This window comes from Leclercia sp. W17 (genome assembly GCF_003336325.1).
Taxonomy (GTDB): domain Bacteria; phylum Pseudomonadota; class Gammaproteobacteria; order Enterobacterales; family Enterobacteriaceae; genus Enterobacter.
Window position 1 is genome coordinate 4,780,929 of the sequence record NZ_CP031101.1, and the last position, 18,884, is coordinate 4,799,812.

Annotated in this window: 15 protein-coding genes; 13 read left to right on the forward strand and 2 right to left on the reverse strand. The window is 54.7% G+C overall.

The window, feature by feature from the left end; translation table 11 throughout:
• Positions 1-3: 3 nt before the first annotated feature.
• From atpA to DVA44_RS23655, 4 genes are read left to right on the forward strand one after another with little or no spacing between them, the layout of a single operon-like run.
• A complete protein-coding gene (gene atpA / locus DVA44_RS23640) occupies positions 4-1,545 on the forward strand; it encodes a F0F1 ATP synthase subunit alpha (RefSeq protein WP_103177607.1) in 1,542 nt (513 codons plus the stop codon).
• A 50-nt stretch (positions 1,546-1,595) separates the two neighbouring features.
• Positions 1,596-2,459 carry a F0F1 ATP synthase subunit gamma gene (gene atpG, locus DVA44_RS23645; protein WP_103824234.1) on the forward strand — a complete coding sequence of 288 codons (864 nt, stop codon included), beginning with the start codon at positions 1,596-1,598 and terminating at the stop codon, positions 2,457-2,459.
• Between the two features lie 31 nt (positions 2,460-2,490).
• Positions 2,491-3,873 carry a F0F1 ATP synthase subunit beta gene (gene atpD, locus DVA44_RS23650; RefSeq protein WP_103824235.1) on the forward strand — a complete coding sequence of 461 codons (1,383 nt, stop codon included), beginning with the start codon at positions 2,491-2,493 and terminating at the stop codon, positions 3,871-3,873.
• A gap of 20 nt (positions 3,874-3,893) precedes the next feature.
• Positions 3,894-4,313, forward strand: coding sequence for a F0F1 ATP synthase subunit epsilon (locus tag DVA44_RS23655; RefSeq protein WP_039032217.1), 420 nt, complete (start codon positions 3,894-3,896; stop codon positions 4,311-4,313).
• A 340-nt stretch (positions 4,314-4,653) separates the two neighbouring features.
• Here DVA44_RS23655 and DVA44_RS23660 read toward each other — a convergent pair whose 3' ends face one another.
• Positions 4,654-6,744 carry a right-handed parallel beta-helix repeat-containing protein gene (locus DVA44_RS23660; RefSeq protein ID WP_114388343.1) on the reverse strand — a complete coding sequence of 697 codons (2,091 nt, stop codon included), beginning with the start codon at positions 6,742-6,744 and terminating at the stop codon, positions 4,654-4,656.
• Positions 6,745-7,087: 343 nt separating this feature from the next.
• Here DVA44_RS23660 and glmU point away from each other — a divergent pair, with 343 nt between their 5' ends.
• The 8 genes from glmU (at position 7,088) to DVA44_RS23700 (ending at position 16,675) form a co-directional block, all read left to right on the forward strand.
• Positions 7,088-8,458 carry a bifunctional UDP-N-acetylglucosamine diphosphorylase/glucosamine-1-phosphate N-acetyltransferase GlmU gene (gene glmU / locus DVA44_RS23665; RefSeq protein ID WP_114388344.1) on the forward strand — a complete coding sequence of 457 codons (1,371 nt, stop codon included), beginning with the start codon at positions 7,088-7,090 and terminating at the stop codon, positions 8,456-8,458.
• Positions 8,459-8,637: 179 nt separating this feature from the next.
• Complete coding sequence (gene glmS / locus DVA44_RS23670) at positions 8,638-10,467, forward strand: glutamine--fructose-6-phosphate transaminase (isomerizing) (RefSeq protein WP_114388345.1); 1,830 nt, start codon at positions 8,638-8,640, stop codon at positions 10,465-10,467.
• 323 nt (positions 10,468-10,790) lie between these two features.
• Entirely contained in the window at positions 10,791-11,831 is a 1,041-nt protein-coding gene (pstS, locus tag DVA44_RS23675; protein ID WP_114316326.1) for a phosphate ABC transporter substrate-binding protein PstS, read from the forward strand.
• A gap of 128 nt (positions 11,832-11,959) precedes the next feature.
• Positions 11,960-12,919: a phosphate ABC transporter permease PstC gene (gene pstC / locus DVA44_RS23680; protein ID WP_103177614.1), complete on the forward strand. Its 960-nt coding sequence runs from the start codon at positions 11,960-11,962 to the stop codon at positions 12,917-12,919.
• Positions 12,919-13,809, forward strand: coding sequence for a phosphate ABC transporter permease PstA (pstA, locus tag DVA44_RS23685; RefSeq protein WP_103177615.1), 891 nt, complete (start codon positions 12,919-12,921; stop codon positions 13,807-13,809). The genes pstC and pstA overlap by 1 nt, the downstream gene beginning before the upstream one ends.
• A 47-nt stretch (positions 13,810-13,856) precedes the next feature.
• Entirely contained in the window at positions 13,857-14,630 is a 774-nt protein-coding gene (gene pstB, locus DVA44_RS23690; RefSeq protein WP_103177616.1) for a phosphate ABC transporter ATP-binding protein PstB, read from the forward strand.
• 14 nt (positions 14,631-14,644) lie between these two features.
• Positions 14,645-15,370, forward strand: coding sequence for a phosphate signaling complex protein PhoU (phoU, locus tag DVA44_RS23695; protein WP_103177617.1), 726 nt, complete (start codon positions 14,645-14,647; stop codon positions 15,368-15,370).
• Positions 15,371-15,556: 186 nt separating this feature from the next.
• Positions 15,557-16,675: an esterase gene (locus DVA44_RS23700; protein ID WP_371413877.1), complete on the forward strand. Its 1,119-nt coding sequence runs from the start codon at positions 15,557-15,559 to the stop codon at positions 16,673-16,675.
• Positions 16,676-16,710: 35 nt separating this feature from the next.
• Here the strand turns inward: DVA44_RS23700 and yieH are convergent, their stop codons facing one another.
• Positions 16,711-17,376 (reverse strand): 6-phosphogluconate phosphatase, encoded by a 666-nt coding sequence (yieH, locus tag DVA44_RS23705; protein ID WP_114388347.1) that lies wholly within the window; start codon positions 17,374-17,376, stop codon positions 16,711-16,713.
• Between the two features lie 168 nt (positions 17,377-17,544).
• On the opposite strand from yieH, the gene adeP reads away from it, so the two are divergent.
• Positions 17,545-18,879 carry an adenine permease AdeP gene (gene adeP / locus DVA44_RS23710; protein ID WP_139156311.1) on the forward strand — a complete coding sequence of 445 codons (1,335 nt, stop codon included), beginning with the start codon at positions 17,545-17,547 and terminating at the stop codon, positions 18,877-18,879.
• Positions 18,880-18,884 lie beyond the last annotated feature (5 nt).

Here is an 18,884-nt window from a genome sequence, read left to right on the forward strand (position 1 = left end):
AGCATGCAACTGAATTCCACCGAAATCAGCGAACTGATCAAGCAGCGCATTGCTCAGTTCAGTGTTGTGAGTGAAGCTCACAACGAAGGTACTATTGTTTCTGTAAGCGACGGTGTTATCCGCATCCACGGCCTGGCCGATTGTATGCAGGGTGAAATGATCTCCCTGCCGGGTAACCGTTACGCTATCGCACTGAACCTGGAGCGCGACTCCGTAGGTGCAGTTGTGATGGGTCCTTACGCTGACCTCGCCGAAGGCATGAAGGTTAAGTGTACTGGCCGTATTCTTGAAGTTCCAGTTGGCCGCGGCCTGCTGGGTCGCGTGGTGAACACCCTGGGTGCGCCAATCGACGGTAAAGGTCCGGTTGAGCACGATGGCTTCTCGCCAATCGAAGTTATCGCACCGGGCGTAATCGATCGTCAGTCCGTCGACCAGCCGGTGCAGACCGGTTATAAATCCGTTGACGCCATGATCCCAATCGGCCGTGGCCAGCGTGAGCTGATCATCGGTGACCGTCAGACCGGTAAAACCGCGATGGCAATCGATGCGATCATCAACCAGCGCGACTCCGGCATCAAATGTGTGTACGTGGCTATCGGCCAGAAAGCGTCCACCATCTCTAACGTGGTTCGTAAACTGGAAGAGCACGGCGCGCTGTCCAACACCATCGTTGTTGTGGCGACCGCTTCTGAATCTGCTGCACTGCAATACCTGGCACCGTATGCCGGTTGCGCAATGGGCGAATACTTCCGTGACCGCGGTGAAGATGCACTGATCGTATACGATGACCTGTCTAAACAGGCTGTGGCTTACCGTCAGGTTTCCCTGCTGCTCCGTCGTCCACCTGGACGTGAAGCATTCCCGGGCGACGTATTCTATCTGCACTCCCGTCTGCTGGAGCGTGCATCCCGCGTTAACGCGGAATACGTTGAGAACTTCACCAAAGGTGAAGTGAAAGGCAAAACCGGTTCTCTGACCGCTCTGCCGATCATCGAAACCCAGGCGGGTGACGTTTCTGCGTTCGTTCCGACCAACGTAATCTCCATTACCGATGGTCAGATCTTCCTGGAAACCAACCTGTTTAACTCCGGTATTCGTCCGGCGGTTAACCCGGGTATCTCCGTATCCCGTGTAGGTGGTGCAGCGCAGACCAAGATCATCAAGAAACTGTCCGGTGGTATCCGTACCGCACTGGCACAGTATCGTGAACTGGCAGCGTTCTCCCAGTTTGCATCCGATCTTGACGATGCAACCCGTAAACAGCTTGACCACGGTCAGAAAGTGACCGAGCTGCTGAAACAGAAACAGTATGCCCCTATGTCAGTCGCACAGCAGGGCCTGGTACTGTTCGCAGCAGAACGTGGTTATCTGGGGGATGTAGAACTGGCGAAAATCGGTAGCTTTGAAGCCGCACTGCTGGCTTACGCTGACCGTGACCATGCTCCACTGATGCAAGAGATCAACCAGTCCGGTGGCTATAACGACGAAATCGAAGGCAAGCTGAAGAGCCTGCTCGATTCCTTCAAAGCAACCCAGTCCTGGTAACGTCTGGCGGTCTGTCTTAGGGCAGACCGCAAGGCATTGAGGAGAAGCTCATGGCCGGCGCAAAAGAGATACGTAGTAAGATCGCAAGCGTCCAGAACACGCAAAAGATCACTAAAGCGATGGAGATGGTCGCCGCTTCCAAAATGCGTAAATCGCAGGAACGTATGGCGGCCAGCCGTCCTTATGCAGATACCATGCGCAAAGTGATTGGTCACCTTGCGAGCGGTAATCTGGAATATAAGCACCCTTACCTGGAAGAACGCGATGTTAAGCGCGTGGGCTACCTGGTGGTGTCTACCGACCGTGGTTTGTGCGGCGGCTTGAACATTAACCTGTTCAAAAAGCTGCTGGCGGATATGAAAGCATGGTCCGATAAAGGCGTTCAAAGCGATATCGCGATGATCGGCTCTAAGGGCGTCTCTTTCTTCAATTCCGTAGGCGGCAATATTGTCGCCCAGGTGACCGGTATGGGTGATAACCCGTCCCTGTCCGAACTGATCGGTCCGGTTAAAGTGATGTTGCAGGCCTATGATGAAGGCCGTCTGGACAGGCTGTACGTTGTAAATAACAAATTTATTAACACCATGTCCCAGGTTCCGACCCTCACTCAGCTGCTGCCGTTACCGGCATCAGAAGATGAAGAGTTAAAACATAAAGCCTGGGATTACCTGTATGAACCGGATCCAAAACCGCTGCTGGATACCTTGCTGCGTCGTTATGTTGAATCTCAGGTTTATCAGGGCGTGGTAGAAAACCTGGCTAGCGAGCAGGCCGCACGTATGGTGGCGATGAAAGCCGCTACCGATAATGGTGGCAGCCTGATCAAAGAGCTGCAGTTGGTATACAACAAAGCTCGTCAGGCCAGCATTACTCAGGAACTCACCGAGATCGTCTCGGGGGCCGCCGCGGTTTAACCAGGTTTACGAATTACGTAGAGGATTCAAGATGGCTACTGGAAAGATTGTCCAGGTAATCGGCGCCGTAGTTGACGTCGAATTCCCTCAGGATGCCGTACCGCGCGTGTACGATGCTCTTGAGGTTCAGAATGGTAACGAAAATCTGGTGCTGGAAGTTCAGCAGCAGCTCGGTGGCGGTATCGTGCGTACCATCGCCATGGGTTCTTCCGACGGTCTGCGTCGTGGTCTGGAAGTAAAAGACCTCGAGCACCCAATTGAAGTACCAGTAGGTAAAGCAACCCTGGGTCGTATCATGAACGTCCTGGGTCAGCCGATCGACATGAAAGGCGATATCGGCGAAGAAGAGCGTTGGGCTATCCACCGCGCAGCACCTTCCTATGAAGAGCTGTCCAGCTCTCAGGAACTGCTGGAAACCGGCATCAAAGTTATCGACCTGATGTGTCCGTTTGCGAAGGGCGGTAAAGTTGGTCTGTTCGGTGGTGCGGGTGTAGGTAAAACCGTAAACATGATGGAGCTGATCCGTAACATCGCGATCGAGCACTCCGGTTACTCCGTGTTTGCGGGCGTAGGTGAGCGTACTCGTGAGGGTAACGACTTCTACCACGAAATGACCGACTCCAACGTTCTGGATAAAGTATCCCTGGTTTACGGCCAGATGAACGAGCCACCTGGAAACCGTCTGCGCGTTGCGCTGACCGGTCTGACCATGGCTGAGAAATTCCGTGACGAAGGTCGTGACGTACTGCTGTTCGTCGACAACATCTACCGTTACACCCTGGCCGGTACGGAAGTATCCGCACTGCTGGGTCGTATGCCATCAGCGGTAGGCTACCAGCCGACCCTGGCGGAAGAGATGGGTGTTCTGCAGGAACGTATCACCTCTACCAAAACCGGTTCTATTACCTCCGTTCAGGCGGTATACGTACCTGCGGATGACTTGACTGACCCATCCCCAGCAACCACCTTTGCGCACTTAGACGCAACCGTGGTACTGAGCCGTCAGATCGCGTCTCTGGGTATCTACCCGGCCGTTGACCCGCTGGACTCCACCAGCCGTCAGCTGGATCCACTGGTAGTGGGTCAGGAACACTACGACACCGCGCGTGGCGTACAGTCCCTGCTGCAGCGTTATCAGGAACTGAAAGACATCATCGCCATCCTGGGTATGGATGAACTGTCTGAAGAAGACAAACTGGTGGTAGCACGTGCGCGTAAGATCCAGCGCTTCCTGTCCCAGCCGTTCTTCGTAGCAGAAGTATTTACCGGTTCTCCGGGCAAATACGTTGCGCTGAAAGACACCATCCGTGGCTTTAAAGGCATCATGGAAGGCGAATACGATCACCTGCCGGAGCAGGCGTTCTATATGGTGGGTTCCATCGACGAAGCCGTGGAAAAAGCCAAAAAACTTTAACGCCTTAATCGGAGGGTGATATGGCAATGACTTACCACCTGGACGTCGTCAGCGCAGAGCAACAAATGTTCTCTGGTCTGGTCGAGAAAATCCAGGTAACGGGTAGCGAAGGTGAACTGGGTATTTTCCCGGGTCACGCCCCGCTGCTCACCGCCATTAAGCCTGGTATGATCCGCATCGTTAAACAGTTCGGTCATGAAGAGTTTATCTATCTGTCTGGCGGCATTATTGAAGTGCAGCCTGGTAGCGTGACCGTACTGGCTGATACCGCAATTCGTGGCCAGGATCTCGACGAAGCACGAGCTCTGGAATCGAAGCGTAAAGCAGAAGAGCACATTAAGAGCTCTCATGGCGACGTGGATTACGCTCAGGCGTCTGCAGAGCTGGCCAAAGCGATCGCGAAACTGCGCGTTATCGAGTTGACCAAAAAAGCGATGTAACACCGGCTTGAAAGCACAAAAGCCAGTCTGGTCTTCAGACTGGCTTTTTTTATAGTTCCGTTTCAGAAAGTCTGAAACTAAAACGATGTTTTATTATTTTGTGATTTAGATCACAAAAAGATTGATCGGCAGAATAGTCAGGAGTAGACTTCGTTTTGTGATGAATATCACATAACTGAACTCCAAAAATATCAGGATGCCATCATGAAAACGATCAACAAAATCATCGCCCTTTTCAGCAACATGAACGTCTCTTTCGGTACGTTCAACCACTAAGTGCTGATATGCCGGGTGGCGCCACGCTTACCGTAGTGTGATAAGCGAAGCGCCTCCCTGGTACCTACATTTTTACCTGCGTTTTATCCAGTTCCTTCCCTTCACTGTTCACGCTTTTACCCTTCTTGATAAAGTAGTTCGTGTTATCAATGTTTCCTGTCACCGCATCGTCGTACTCGCCTGGCTGATTACGGATCGATACGTTGCCGGTAAAGGTTCCCTGAGTGGTCACATCGCCATACGGGCTTGGACGGAAGATATAGTTAAAGCGCTGGTTATCCACCGCGATATTGTTCTCCACCACCAGCCTGCCGGGGTTAAAGTTATCGGTGAAGCCGTCCAGGTGATTGCCCGTGGCTTTGCTGTTGCGGATCTGATGCGCCACAGGCTGCCCTTCTCCGCCGAGCTTAAAGCCGTTACTGGTATTGTTGCTGGCAACCGAGTTCTCGATCACGACCACGCCGTTTGCGCCATCTTCAATCTTGTTGAACAGGTCAAAACCGTCGTCGATATTGTCGTGGGAATAGCAACGCTCCAGCCGGTTACCTTCCCCCACCCGCATTTTCACCGCGAAGCCATCGGCGTTAATCTTGCCGGGATCTTCATTGGCGTAAGATTCAGAATCCACAACCCGGTTATAGCTTGCCCATAATGGCCGGCCAATCTTCTCCGGGGAGGAGATCTGGATCCCGGTATCGTCATTGCGGTAGGCCGTGACGCGCTCGATCAGGTTATGGCTGCCCTGAACGCGCAGACTTTTGTCGGTCACGTCGATACCGTTGATATGCCAGTAGCTGGCATCAAGCAGCAGGCCGTGGATCACCACTTTACCGTCTGCCTGCAGGGTTTTGAGTTTATCGCTGCTGCCGCTGGCAGCGACGGGGATCTCACTCTGCGGGTAATCGCCGCTTTTCAGCACCAGCTTGCCGCCGGGCGCCAGCAGGGCGATGGCGGTGGCGAGATCCAGTGGCGCATCGGCGGTGCCTTGTGCATCCGCTTTTCCGTCCGGAGCGGCATACAGGTGCGTCGTATCTCTGTCTGCAATGCGTTCGACGGTGAGCTGCTGATTCACTGGTGTGCCATGAGCAGGCGTAAATGTCACCGTGAAAGTGCTGGTCTGCTCCAGGCGGGCTGGCAGGGTGTACATCTCGCCTGCTTTCACCGCTTTCTCATTACCGATCACCACTTCGTTTTGTCTTACGCTAAATACCCCGTCCTCATTAGCGCGCGCCTGCAGCAGGTAATCTGGCGAAGCGCTGACCGTACCGGACGCCAGCTGCACCACGACCGGCAGTGGCTCTGCCTGCCAGGGCTCCGAAGGCACGGTATGGGCGCTGGTGGTGGTGAGCGAGGCGTTAGTGACCGTAATTTTGGCATTGCGGGAGGCAAAAAAGCCGACGTAATAGTGGTCCTTATTCTGTACCGAAATCAGGTCAGCGCGCGGCACGCGCTTGCTCACCCAGGTGTCGCTGTCCAGCGGGGCCCAGGCGGTAATAAAGCCGTCGTCGGTGCGCTGGAGTTTCAGGCGAAATTCCGGCGTCTGGCTCAGATCCACCTCTTCCATATAACTCTGCTTTTTAATGGCGGCTCCGGCATCACCCCAGGGATGGCTGATCCCCTCCCGGGTGATAGCCTGCATTTTTACCCGCTGATGGTCTTTTTTATCCTGGGTCATGATGGCGTTCATCACCTGATTCGATGCCGCCGGAAACTCTTCATAACCCGTTTTTAGCGGTTGCTGGCGCGGGTTGCCGAGGACATCGCGCACCAGCAGTCCGGCGCCCTCCTGCGCGGCAGGTTTCGCGCCATTCTCCGGCCCAAACTGGTCGACCCGGACAGTGGCCTGCAAAACGAAATTTTCTCCCGTCGGCAGCTCGGTATAGAAAAACGTTAAGCCGTCGTGAGAGTTGGCGATTTTGCCGCCCCGGCTTTCCAGGGTGATGGCTTTTGTCAGGTCAGCGCTCTCCTGGGGCGAGAGCTTTTTCCCGTCGATGGTCACATCATTGACGCCGATTTTCTCGGGCAGCACGTTGGAGGAAAAATTCAGATCCGTTGATTGCCCAAAGGCAATGGCTTTCCAGACATGAGGTTGTTCTGTTGCCATAGCGGAAAAGGCGCTACACATCATCAGGGCCAGAGGTATTTTAGACTTCATCTTATTCTCCTGAGTAATAATTGAGCGCTATTATCATCAGAATAAAACAGTGTTTCTTTTTTGTGTGTCACACATTCAGATAATTAAAACAGTGTTTTGCTTATAACAGGCTTTATTAATAGAGCGAAAAAATAGCTAACATGTTGGGAGGGCTGGAGAGTTCGCTAAAGGGCGCTATATTTCACAGGCAAAGCCCTTTAATCTGCGGTAAAAAGGACCGTTAATTTGCCCGAAACAGGCAACGTTGTGCGTTTTACCGTCACTCCATTTTTTGGCGCAAAATATGTAGAATTTTCAACGCCAAAGGGTTTTACTTTTCACTCAAATTACAGTCAGGACGTGTATGTTGAACACTGCAATGAGCGTGGTCATCCTTGCCGCAGGCAAAGGCACCCGCATGTATTCCGATCTTCCTAAAGTGCTGCACACCCTTGCAGGGAAAGCGATGGTGCAGCATGTCATTGATGCCGCTAACGATCTTGGCGCCAGCCAGGTGCATCTGGTCTACGGTCACGGCGGCGATCTGCTGAAGCAGACGCTACGCGATGACAAACTCAACTGGGTTCTGCAGGCAGAACAGCTGGGCACCGGCCACGCCATGCAGCAGGCCTCCCCGTTCTTCTCTGACGAGGAAGACATCCTGATGCTCTACGGAGATGTGCCGTTGATCTCCGTTGAGACGCTGACCCGTCTGCGTGCTGCAAAACCGCAGGGCGGGATCGGTCTGCTGACCGTTAAGCTGGATGATCCAACCGGTTATGGCCGTATCACCCGTGATAACGGCAAGGTGACGGGCATCGTTGAGCACAAAGATGCCACCGAGGCACAACGTGAAATTCAGGAAATTAACACCGGCATTCTGATCGCCAACGGCGCGGACATGAAGCGCTGGCTGTCACAGCTGAACAACAATAACGCCCAGGGCGAATTCTACATCACCGATATCATCGCGATGGCGTATCAGGAAGGCCGCGAGATCGCTGCCGTTCATCCGGATCGCTTAAGCGAAGTGGAAGGGGTGAACAACCGTCTTCAGCTGTCCCGTCTGGAGCGCGTATATCAGTCCGAGCAGGCTGAAAAGCTGCTGCTGGCGGGCGTGATGCTGCGCGATCCGGCGCGTTTCGATCTGCGTGGGGTGCTGAGCCACGGGCGCGACGTCGAAATCGATACTAACGTTATTCTGGAAGGCAACGTAACGCTGGGTAACCGCGTCAAAATTGGCACCGGTTGTGTGATCAAAAACAGCGTCATTGGTGACGACTGCGAAATCAGCCCTTATAGCGTGGTTGAAGATGCTCATCTCTCCGCCGCCTGCACTATCGGGCCGTTCGCCCGTTTGCGTCCGGGCGCTGAGCTGCTGGAAGGCGCACACGTCGGCAACTTCGTCGAAATGAAAAAAGCGCGTCTGGGCAAAGGCTCGAAAGCTGGCCATCTGACCTATCTGGGCGATGCGGAGATTGGCGATAACGTGAATATCGGCGCCGGGACTATCACCTGTAACTACGATGGCGCGAACAAGTTTAAAACCATTATCGGTGACGACGTGTTTGTGGGATCGGATTCGCAGCTGGTGGCACCCGTGACGATTGGTAAAGGCGTCACCATTGCGGCGGGCACGACCGTTACCCGCAATGTGGCGGAGAACGAGCTGGTGTTAAGCCGTGTGCCGCAGGTGCACAAGCAGGGCTGGAAACGCCCGGTGAAAAAAAAGTAAGCGGATTATTTCCTCTCCCCCTCCGGGAGAGGGTTCGGGATGAGGGGATAACATAATCCCCCGCCCATCAGCAGTACCCATAAATATAACCCCACTCTCTACAAGGCTCGGGGCGCCCGGAAAGGGCATAACAGGTCAGCGACAACGCAGGCGAAAGCCTCTATTCGGAATCTAAAACTATGTGTGGAATTGTTGGCGCAGTCGCGCAGCGTGATATTGCTGAAATCCTTCTCGAAGGTTTACGTCGTCTGGAATACCGTGGTTATGACTCTGCCGGTCTGGCAGTGGTTGATGCTGAAGGGAATATGACCCGTCTGCGTCGCCTCGGTAAAGTAAACATGCTGGCACAGGCCGCGGAAGAGAACCCGCTGCACGGTGGCACAGGTATTGCCCATACCCGTTGGGCGACCCACGGTGAACCTTCGGAAGGCAACGCGCACCCGCACGTCTCTGAACACATTGTGGTGGTGCATAACGGCATCATCGAAAACCATGAACCGCTGCGTGAAGAACTTATCGCGCGTGGTTACACCTTCGTCTCTGAAACCGACACCGAAGTGATTGCCCACCTGGTTCACTGGGAGCTGAAGCAGGGCGGTACGCTGCGTGAGGCCGTACTGCGTGCGATCCCACAGCTGCGCGGCGCCTACGGCACCGTGATCATGGACAGCCGCGACCCGTCTACCCTGCTGGCAGCCCGCTCTGGCAGCCCGATGGTGATTGGTCTGGGGATGGGTGAGAACTTTATCGCCTCCGATCAGCTCGCGCTGCTGCCGGTGACCCGTCGCTTTATCTTCATGGAAGAGGGCGATATTGCAGAAGTGACCCGCCGTGACGTCAAAATCTTTGATAAATCTGGCGAGCCGGTAAAACGTCAGGATATCGAATCCAACCTGCAGTACGACGCGGGTGATAAAGGCGCTTACCGTCACTACATGCAGAAAGAGATCTACGAGCAGCCGAACGCCATCAAAAACACCCTGACCGGGCGTATCAGCCACGGCGAAGTGGATTTGAGCGAACTGGGTGCTAACGCCAACGAAATGCTGGCAAAAGTTGAGCACATTCAGATCGTGGCCTGCGGCACCTCCTACAACTCCGGTATGGTTTCCCGCTACTGGTTTGAAGCGCTGGCCGGCGTGCCGTGCGATGTGGAGATCGCCTCCGAGTTCCGCTATCGCAAATCAGCCGTGCGTCGTAACAGCCTGATGATCACCCTGTCCCAGTCCGGCGAAACCGCTGATACCCTGGCGGCGCTGCGTCTCTCCAAAGAGCTGGGCTATCTGGGCTCGCTGGCGATCTGTAACGTACCGGGCTCCTCGCTGGTGCGTGAATCCGATCTGGCGCTGATGACCAAAGCCGGTACCGAAATCGGCGTGGCCTCTACCAAAGCGTTCACCACCCAGCTGACGGTCCTGCTGATGCTGGTGGCGAAACTGGCCCGTCTGAAAGGTCAGGATGCGGCGATTGAGCACGATATCGTGCACGGTCTGCAGGCGCTGCCGAGCCGTATTGAGCAAATGCTCTCCCAGGACAAGCGCATTGAAGCGCTGGCGGAAGATTTCTCCGACAAGCATCACTCCCTGTTCCTGGGGCGTGGCGATCAGTATCCGATTGCTCTGGAAGGCGCGCTGAAGCTCAAAGAGATCTCCTATATCCACGCTGAAGCCTACGCGGCAGGGGAGCTGAAACACGGCCCACTGGCGCTGATCGATGCGGATATGCCGGTTATCGTGGTGGCACCGAACAACGAACTGCTGGAAAAACTGAAGTCCAACATCGAAGAAGTCCGCGCCCGTGGCGGCGTGCTCTATGTCTTCGCGGATCAGGATGCCGGCTTTACCAGCAGCGACAACATGCACATCATCGAGATGCCGCATGTGGAAGAGGTCATTGCCCCGATCTTCTATACCGTTCCGCTGCAGCTGCTGGCTTACCACGTTGCGCTGATCAAAGGCACTGACGTCGACCAGCCGCGTAACCTGGCGAAGTCCGTTACCGTAGAGTAATCCTCTCAGGCTCCACCTTCGGGTGGAGCTTTTTTTTATCCTTTCTGCGCGTTTTTTCGCCTGCTTTTTTACCCTGCGTTCTATGACAAACTGTCATCTTCGGCTATTTTTTTCAGTGTCACAGAAAGAAAATTTACCTGAAATCAATTTGTCATATTTCAATATAAATACCTGATAATAATAGATTATTTTGCTGGTTTTTCTGCGCGATTTTCGTTGTCATAAAACTGTCATAATTCGTACATTTATCTGTCACCTCTTTGTCCTATTTTGCTCATCGTAGCCACTAAACAACGATTTACGAAAATCTTGCAGGAGACATTATGAAAGTTATGCGTACCACTGTCGCAACTGTTGTCGCCGCGACCTTATCGATGAGCGCGTTCTCTGTATTTGCAGAGGCAAGCCTGACTGGCGCTGGTGCAACCTTCCCTGCGCCGGTGTATGCCAAATGGGCTGATACTTACCAGAAAGAGACTGGTAACAAGGTGAACTACCAGGGTATCGGCTCCTCCGGTGGCGTTAAACAAATTACCGCAAATACCGTTGATTTCGGCGCATCTGATGCTCCGCTGTCGGATGAGAAACTGAATCAGGAAGGCCTGTTCCAGTTCCCAACCGTTATCGGTGGTGTTGTGCTGGCGGTAAATATCCCTGGCCTGAAGTCCGGCGAACTGGTGCTGGATGGCAAAACCCTGGGTGATATCTACCTCGGCAAAATCAAAAAATGGGATGACGAAGCCATCACCAAACTGAACCCGGGCGTTAAGCTGCCTTCGCAGAACATCGCTGTGGTTCGTCGTGCTGACGGTTCCGGTACCTCCTTCGTCTTCACCAGCTACCTGGCGAAAGTGAACGAAGAGTGGAAATCCAAAGTCGGTTCCGGCTCTACCGTTAACTGGCCGACCGGTCTGGGCGGTAAAGGTAACGACGGTATCGCCGCGTTCGTACAGCGTCTGCCTGGCTCCATCGGCTACGTAGAATACGCTTACGCCAAGCAGAACAACCTGGCGTACACCAAACTGGTTTCTGCCGACGGCAAACCGGTCAGCCCGACCGAAGAGAACTTTGCTAACGCAGCCAAAGGCGCTGACTGGAGCAAATCTTTCGCTCAGGATCTGACCAACCAGAAAGGCGAAAATGCATGGCCAATCACCTCTACCACCTTCATCCTGGTCCACAAGGATCAGAAGAAGCCAGAGCAGGGTGCTGAAGTGCTGAAGTTCTTCGACTGGGCATACAAAAATGGCGGCAAACAGGCTAACGACCTGGATTACGCCAGCCTGCCGGACAGCGTGGTTGAGCAGATTCGTGCTGCATGGAAAACCAACGTGAAAGACAGCAGCGGTAAAGCGCTGTACTAACAGGATATTTTTGACGAAGATGGCGGGTAGCGCTGGCGCTAACCCGCCCTACGGTTCCGACTGTAGGCCCGGCAAGCGTAAGCGTCACCGGGCATATTCGTAAGACGTCTCAAACAGAAGAGTAATTTATGGCTGCAACCAAGCCTGCATTTAACCCTCCGGGTAAAAAAGGTGACATGATTTTCAGCGCGCTGGTAAAACTGGCTGCGCTGATTGTGCTATTGCTGCTGGGCGGCATTATCGTGTCCCTGATTTTCTCCTCCTGGCCGAGCATCCAGAAATTTGGTTTCTCCTTCCTGTGGACCAAAGAGTGGGATGCACCGAACGATATCTACGGTGCGCTGGTGCCTATCTACGGCACGCTGGTGACCTCGTTTATCGCGCTGCTGATTGCGGTGCCGGTGAGCTTCGGTATCGCCCTGTTCCTGACCGAACTGGCGCCAAACTGGCTGCGACGCCCGCTGGGTATTGCCATTGAACTGCTGGCGGCCATTCCAAGTATCGTTTACGGCATGTGGGGTCTGTTTATCTTCGCTCCGCTGTTCGCGACCTACTTTCAGGAGCCGGTAGGTAACGTCCTTTCCGCCATCCCGTTTGTGGGCGCGCTATTCTCCGGTCCGGCTTTCGGTATCGGCATCCTGGCGGCAGGCGTGATCCTCGCCATCATGATTATTCCGTACATTGCGGCGGTCATGCGCGATGTCTTCGAACAGACCCCGGTGATGATGAAAGAGTCGGCCTACGGTATCGGCTGCACCACCTGGGAAGTTATCTGGCGTATCGTTCTGCCGTTCACCAAAAATGGGGTCATCGGCGGCATTATGCTGGGTCTGGGTCGTGCGCTGGGTGAAACCATGGCAGTGACCTTTATCATCGGTAATACCTACCAGCTCGACAGCGCCTCGCTCTATATGCCGGGTAACAGCATTACCTCGGCGCTGGCAAACGAATTCGCTGAAGCGGAGTCGGGCCTGCACGTAGCTGCGTTGATGGAACTGGGCTTAATTCTGTTTGTTATCACCTTCATTGTTCTGGCGATCTCCAAACTGATGATCATGCGCCTGGCGAAAAATGAGGGGGCACGCTAATGGCTACGCTCGAAATGCAAAATACCGCGGAGCTGGCGGAATCCCGCCGCAAAATGCAGGCGAAGCGCCGCATGAAAAACCGCCTCGCCCTGACGCTCTCCATGGCGACCATGGCGTTTGGTCTGTTCTGGCTGATCTGGATCCTGTTCTCCACGGTGGCGCGTGGTATCGACGGCATGTCGTGGGCGTTGTTTACCGAAATGACCCCACCACCGAATACGGCGGGCGGCGGTCTGGCAAACGCCCTGGCAGGCAGCGGCCTGCTGATCCTGTGGGCGACCGTCTTCGGTACGCCGCTCGGCATCATGGCGGGGATCTATCTGGCGGAGTATGGCCGTAAATCCTGGATTGCAGAAGTGATTCGCTTCATCAACGACATCCTGCTCTCTGCCCCGTCGATTGTGGTCGGCCTGTTCGTCTACACCATCGTGGTGGCGCAGATGGAACACTTCTCCGGCTGGGCGGGTGTGATTGCGCTGGCGCTGTTGCAGGTGCCTATCGTTATTCGTACCACCGAGAACATGCTGAAACTGGTGCCGGACAGCCTGCGTGAAGCGGCCTACGCACTGGGTACGCCAAAGTGGAAGATGATTTCTGCCATCACCCTGAAAGCCTCCATCTCGGGGATCCTGACAGGTGTGCTGCTGGCCGTTGCCCGTATCGCCGGTGAAACGGCACCGCTGCTCTTTACCGCGCTCTCAAACCAGTTCTGGAGCACGGACATGATGCAGCCGATCGCCAACCTGCCGGTGACGATCTTTAAATTTGCGATGAGCCCGTTTGCCGAATGGCAGTCACTGGCCTGGGCCGGGGTACTGATTATTACCCTGTGCGTACTGTTACTGAACATTCTGGCGCGCGTTATTTTCGCGAAGAAGAAACACGGTTAATTATTGACGGCGTGGCACACTGCGGCGCCGGATGAGGAAATGAGTCAATGAGTATGGTGAATACTGCTCCGGGTAAACTTTCGGTTCGTGACCTGAACTTCTACTACGGTAAGTTCCATGCCCTGAAGAACATTAACCTGGATATTGCTAAAAACCAGGTTACCGCGTTCATCGGTCCGTCTGGCTGCGGTAAGTCCACGCTGCTGCGTACCTTTAATAAAATGTATTCGCTCTATCCGGAGCAGCGCGCCGAAGGCGAGATCCTGCTGGATGGCGATAACATTCTGACCAATACCCAGGATATCGCTCTGCTGCGCGCGAAAGTGGGTATGGTGTTCCAGAAGCCTACGCCGTTCCCGATGTCCATTTATGACAACATCGCCTTCGGTGTGCGCCTGTTCGAGAAGCTCTCCCGCGCCGATATGGATGAACGTGTGCAGTGGGCTTTGACCAAGGCCGCATTGTGGAACGAAACCAAAGATAAACTTCACCAGAGCGGGTACTCTCTCTCCGGTGGTCAGCAGCAGCGTCTGTGCATTGCGCGCGGTATCGCCATTCGACCGGAAGTGTTGCTGCTGGATGAGCCGTGCTCAGCGCTGGACCCGATCTCCACCGGGCGTATTGAAGAGCTGATCACCGAGCTGAAGGCGGATTACACCGTGGTGATCGTGACCCACAATATGCAGCAGGCTGCCCGTTGTTCCGACCACACAGCATTTATGTACCTGGGCGAGTTGATTGAGTTCAGTAAAACGGACGACCTGTTCACCAAGCCTGCGAAGAAACAAACAGAAGACTACATCACCGGACGCTACGGCTGATTCAGGAGTGCGCAATGGATAATCTCAATCTTAATAAACACATTTCCGGCCAGTTCAACGCAGAGCTGGAAAGTATCCGCACCCAGGTGATGACCATGGGCGGAATGGTCGAGCAGCAGCTTTCTGACGCGATCACCGCAATGCATAACCAGGACAGCGAGCTGGCGAAGCGCGTGGTGGAAGGCGATAAACATGTCAACATGATGGAAGTGGCGATCGATGAAGCCTGCGTACGCATTATCGCCAAGCGTCAGCCGACAGCGAGCGACCTGCGTCTGGTGATGGCGATCATCAAAACTATCGCCGAGCTGGAACGTATTGGCGACGTGGCGGACAAAATCTGCCGCACCGCGCTGGAGAAATTCTCCCAGCAACACCAGCCGCTGCTGGTGAGCCTGGAGTCGCTGGGGCGTCACACCGTGCAGATGCTGCATGATGTGCTGGATGCCTTTGCGCGTATGGATCTGGATGAAGCGGTACGTATTTATCGGGAAGACAAGAAAGTCGACCAGGAGTACGAAGGCATCGTGCGCCAGCTGATGACCTACATGATGGAAGATACGCGAACCATTCCAAGCGTACTGACCGCGCTGTTCTGCGCCCGCTCTATCGAGCGTATCGGTGACCGTTGCCAGAACATTTGCGAATACATCTTCTACTTCGTGAAGGGCCAGGATTTCCGCCATGTGGGTGGAGACGAGCTGGACAAGATGCTGGCGGGTAAAGATCCGAAAGAGTAATACCCTCCTCTTATCACGCCAGTACTTACTGGCGTGATTATTTCTGGTGCAATCACATTATTTACCTTCATCCATTGCCTGACGACCGAAACGCGCTAACGTGGGACGAAAAACAGCAAAGGATGGAACATGAAAAAATCATTAGCATGCCTGGCTATAGCAATCAGTATTGGAATAAGTACTGGAATGCCGGTTAACGCCGCCCCCTTTCCTGCCACACCCGATCCGGCGATACCGGTTAGCCACTATGTCACGCAGGTTAATACGGATAAAAGTATTACCTTTCGCCTGTTTGCGCCTGCTGCGAAGCGGGTCTCCGTGGTGACGGGATCGATGCCGGAAACCTGGGTTTCCCATGATATGACGAAAGATAAAAACGGCGTCTGGTCATGGAAAAGCGAGCCTATGGCTCCGAACCTGTATGAATATTTCTACGATATTGACGGTTTTCGCTCCAGCGACACGGGCAGCCGCTATCCAAAACCCCAGCGCCAGGTCAATACCAGCCTGATTCTGGTCCCCGGCAGCATTCTGGACGATCGTCCGGTTCCCCATGGCGATCTGACCACCCTGACCTGGCATTCGCAGGCGCTCAACGCTGAACGCCGCGTCTATGTCTGGACCCCGCCGGGGTATAACGGTAAAGGCGAACCGTTACCGGTTCTCTATTTCTATCATGGGTTTGGAGATACCGGCCTTTCGGCCATCGATCAGGGCCGCCTGCCGCAAATCATGGATAACCTGATGGCCGAGGGGAAAATCAAACCTATGCTGGTGGTCGTGCCCGACACGGAGACCGACATTCCCGAGGCGATTCCTGAGAACTTCCCGCCTGCCGAAAGACGCAAAACCTTTTATCACCTCAACGCCAAAGCGGCAGATCGAGAGCTGATGAGCGAGATAGTTCCGCTGATTGATACCCGCTTCAACGTGCGTAAAGAGGCGGAGGGCCGCGCGCTGGCGGGCCTGTCACAGGGGGGATATCAGGCGCTGGTTTCCGGAATGAATCACCTGGACAGTTTTGGCTGGCTGGGAACCTTCAGCGGCGTTACCACAACGACCGTACCTGACGAGGGCGTAGCCGCAAGATTTAAGCAGCCCGATGTTATCAACGGACAGCTGCATAATTTTACGGTAGTGGTAGGGGAGCATGATTCGGTAACCGGAAAAGATATCGCCGGGCTGAAAGCGGAGCTGGAAAAGCAGGGCATTAAATTTGACTACAAGCTGTATCCCGGACTGAATCATGAAATGGACGTCTGGCGTCCGGCCTATGCGGAATTTGTACAAAAAATCTTTAAGTAAAATATCAGCCCTCCCCATACGGGGAGGGCATTTGCTTAGCGGGTAATATTCCAGCCGCGTGCCTTCCACAATGCCGGCAGCTGCGCCAGATCGGTAAAGGTCGTCACCTTCGGATGATCGAGCGGCGGGTTGTGCGGATCGGCACAGAAGTAGAACACCTCCATGCCCGCGGCGATCCCCGCCTGCGCGCCTGCGCTGGAGTCATCCACCAGGATGCAGTTCTCGACGTTGACGTTCATCGCTTTCGCCGCATGGAACATCATGGCCGGATCGGGCTTCCAGCGCTGAATATCGTAGCCGCTGAACAGTTTTTCCGGAAAATGGTGCAGCATCTGCAACTTGCCAAGGGAGTGCTGCATTTTGGTCACCGGGCCGTTAGAGACCACGCACATCGGCACCGCCATGGCATCCAGCAGGGCGCTGGCCCCGGCGATCGCTTCCAGTTCCGAGTCGAAAAGGCGTGCGACCTCGGCGCGGTAAACAGGCTCCAGATCCGCTTTCGCGAGGCTGACGCCGTGTTCGGCATTAATGATGTCGATGATCTCGTAGAGCTTCACGCCCTTAAAGCGTTTGAAGGTCTCTTCGAGATCGAGCGTGATACCAAATTCCTGGAACATGGTGACATACGCCCGGGAACAGATGACCTCACTGTCGACCAGCGTACCGTCGCAGTCGAAAAATACCGCATCAATCTGAGACATGCCTTTCCCTTTCTTAACAAGTTTAACGTTTACGTTATGCATAACGGTGTGACGCAATCGTTGCCGTATAAGCAGATGCAATGAAAAAAAGTACCTCACAACCGCCCTTATTGTCGCATTTTGGTATAGGATAGCGACGGATTTTCCCTCCCTGTTCGGAAATAGATAATGAGTCAACAACACACTACCCAGTCTTCTGGCGCGGGTTTGCTTGAGCGCGTGTTTAAACTGCGCGAGCACGGCACGACGGCACGCACCGAAGTGATCGCCGGTTTCACCACCTTCCTGACGATGGTCTATATCGTTTTCGTGAACCCACAAATTCTGGGCGTTGCTGGCATGGACACCAGCGCCGTCTTCGTTACGACCTGTCTTATCGCCGCCTTCGGCAGCATCCTGATGGGGCTATTCGCTAATCTGCCGGTTGCCCTGGCACCGGCGATGGGCCTCAACGCCTTCTTCGCCTTCGTCGTGGTTCAGGCGATGGGCCTGCCGTGGCAGGTGGGGATGGGCGCTATCTTCTGGGGCGCGGTCGGTCTGCTGCTGTTGACCATTTTCCGCGTGCGTTACTGGATGATTGCTAATATCCCGGTCAGCCTGCGCGTAGGTATCACCAGCGGTATCGGTCTGTTCATCGGTATGATGGGGCTGAAAAACGCCGGGGTGATCGTGGCGAACCCGGAAACCCTGGTCAGCATCGGTAAACTCACCTCCCACAGCGTGCTATTGGGTGTGCTGGGCTTCTTCATCATCGCGATTCTGGCCTCACGCAATATCCACGCGGCGGTGCTGGTGTCGATCATCGTCACTACTCTGCTGGGCTGGATGCTGGGCGATGTGCACTACAACGGCATCGTCTCCGCGCCGCCGAGCGTCTCCACGGTGATTGGCCATGTCGATCTGGCGGGCTCGCTGAACCTGGGCCTGGCCGGGGTCATCTTCTCCTTCATGCTGGTGAACCTGTTTGACTCCTCCGGGACGCTGATTGGCGTGACCGACAAGGCTGGTCTGGCGGATGAGAAGGGCAAATTCCCGCGCATGAAGCAGGCGCTGTTTGTGGACAGCATCTCCTCCGTGACCGGCTCCTTTATCGGTACCTCCTCTGTGACCGCCTACATCGAATCCTCTTCCGGGGTCTCCGTGGGTGGCCGTACCGGTCTGACCGCTGTTGTCGTCGGCCTGCTGTTCCTGCTGGTGATCTTCCTCTCTCCGCTGGCCGGTATGGTGCCGCCCTACGCTGCCGCAGGCGCGCTGATCTACGTGGGTGTGCTGATGACCTCCAGCCTGGCGCGCGTGAAGTGGGATGACCTGACCGAAGCGGTGCCAGCGTTTATCACTGCGGTGATGATGCCGTTCAGTTTCTCCATCACTGAAGGTATTGCGCTGGGCTTTATCTCTTACTGTGTCATGAAGGCGGGGACCGGGCGCTGGCGTGAAATCAGCCCGTGCGTGATGGTCGTTGCGCTGCTGTTCATTCTGAAGATTGCGTTTATCGACGCGTAATAAAA

What these genes read in the sequence shown, in the direction of transcription:
- atpA (WP_103177607.1), top strand. Translation starts at nt 4, where the DNA reads ATGCAACTGAATTCCACCGAAATCAGCGAACTGATCAAGCAGCGCATT.
- atpG (WP_103824234.1), top strand. Translation starts at nt 1,596, where the DNA reads ATGGCCGGCGCAAAAGAGATACGTAGTAAGATCGCAAGCGTCCAGAAC.
- atpD (WP_103824235.1), top strand. Translation starts at nt 2,491, where the DNA reads ATGGCTACTGGAAAGATTGTCCAGGTAATCGGCGCCGTAGTTGACGTC.
- DVA44_RS23655 (WP_039032217.1), top strand. Translation starts at nt 3,894, where the DNA reads ATGGCAATGACTTACCACCTGGACGTCGTCAGCGCAGAGCAACAAATG.
- DVA44_RS23660 (WP_114388343.1), bottom strand. Translation starts at nt 6,744, where the DNA reads ATGAAGTCTAAAATACCTCTGGCCCTGATGATGTGTAGCGCCTTTTCC.
- glmU (WP_114388344.1), top strand. Translation starts at nt 7,088, where the DNA reads ATGTTGAACACTGCAATGAGCGTGGTCATCCTTGCCGCAGGCAAAGGC.
- glmS (WP_114388345.1), top strand. Translation starts at nt 8,638, where the DNA reads ATGTGTGGAATTGTTGGCGCAGTCGCGCAGCGTGATATTGCTGAAATC.
- pstS (WP_114316326.1), top strand. Translation starts at nt 10,791, where the DNA reads ATGAAAGTTATGCGTACCACTGTCGCAACTGTTGTCGCCGCGACCTTA.
- pstC (WP_103177614.1), top strand. Translation starts at nt 11,960, where the DNA reads ATGGCTGCAACCAAGCCTGCATTTAACCCTCCGGGTAAAAAAGGTGAC.
- pstA (WP_103177615.1), top strand. Translation starts at nt 12,919, where the DNA reads ATGGCTACGCTCGAAATGCAAAATACCGCGGAGCTGGCGGAATCCCGC.
- pstB (WP_103177616.1), top strand. Translation starts at nt 13,857, where the DNA reads ATGAGTATGGTGAATACTGCTCCGGGTAAACTTTCGGTTCGTGACCTG.
- phoU (WP_103177617.1), top strand. Translation starts at nt 14,645, where the DNA reads ATGGATAATCTCAATCTTAATAAACACATTTCCGGCCAGTTCAACGCA.
- DVA44_RS23700 (WP_371413877.1), top strand. Translation starts at nt 15,557, where the DNA reads ATGCCGGTTAACGCCGCCCCCTTTCCTGCCACACCCGATCCGGCGATA.
- yieH (WP_114388347.1), bottom strand. Translation starts at nt 17,376, where the DNA reads ATGTCTCAGATTGATGCGGTATTTTTCGACTGCGACGGTACGCTGGTC.
- adeP (WP_139156311.1), top strand. Translation starts at nt 17,545, where the DNA reads ATGAGTCAACAACACACTACCCAGTCTTCTGGCGCGGGTTTGCTTGAG.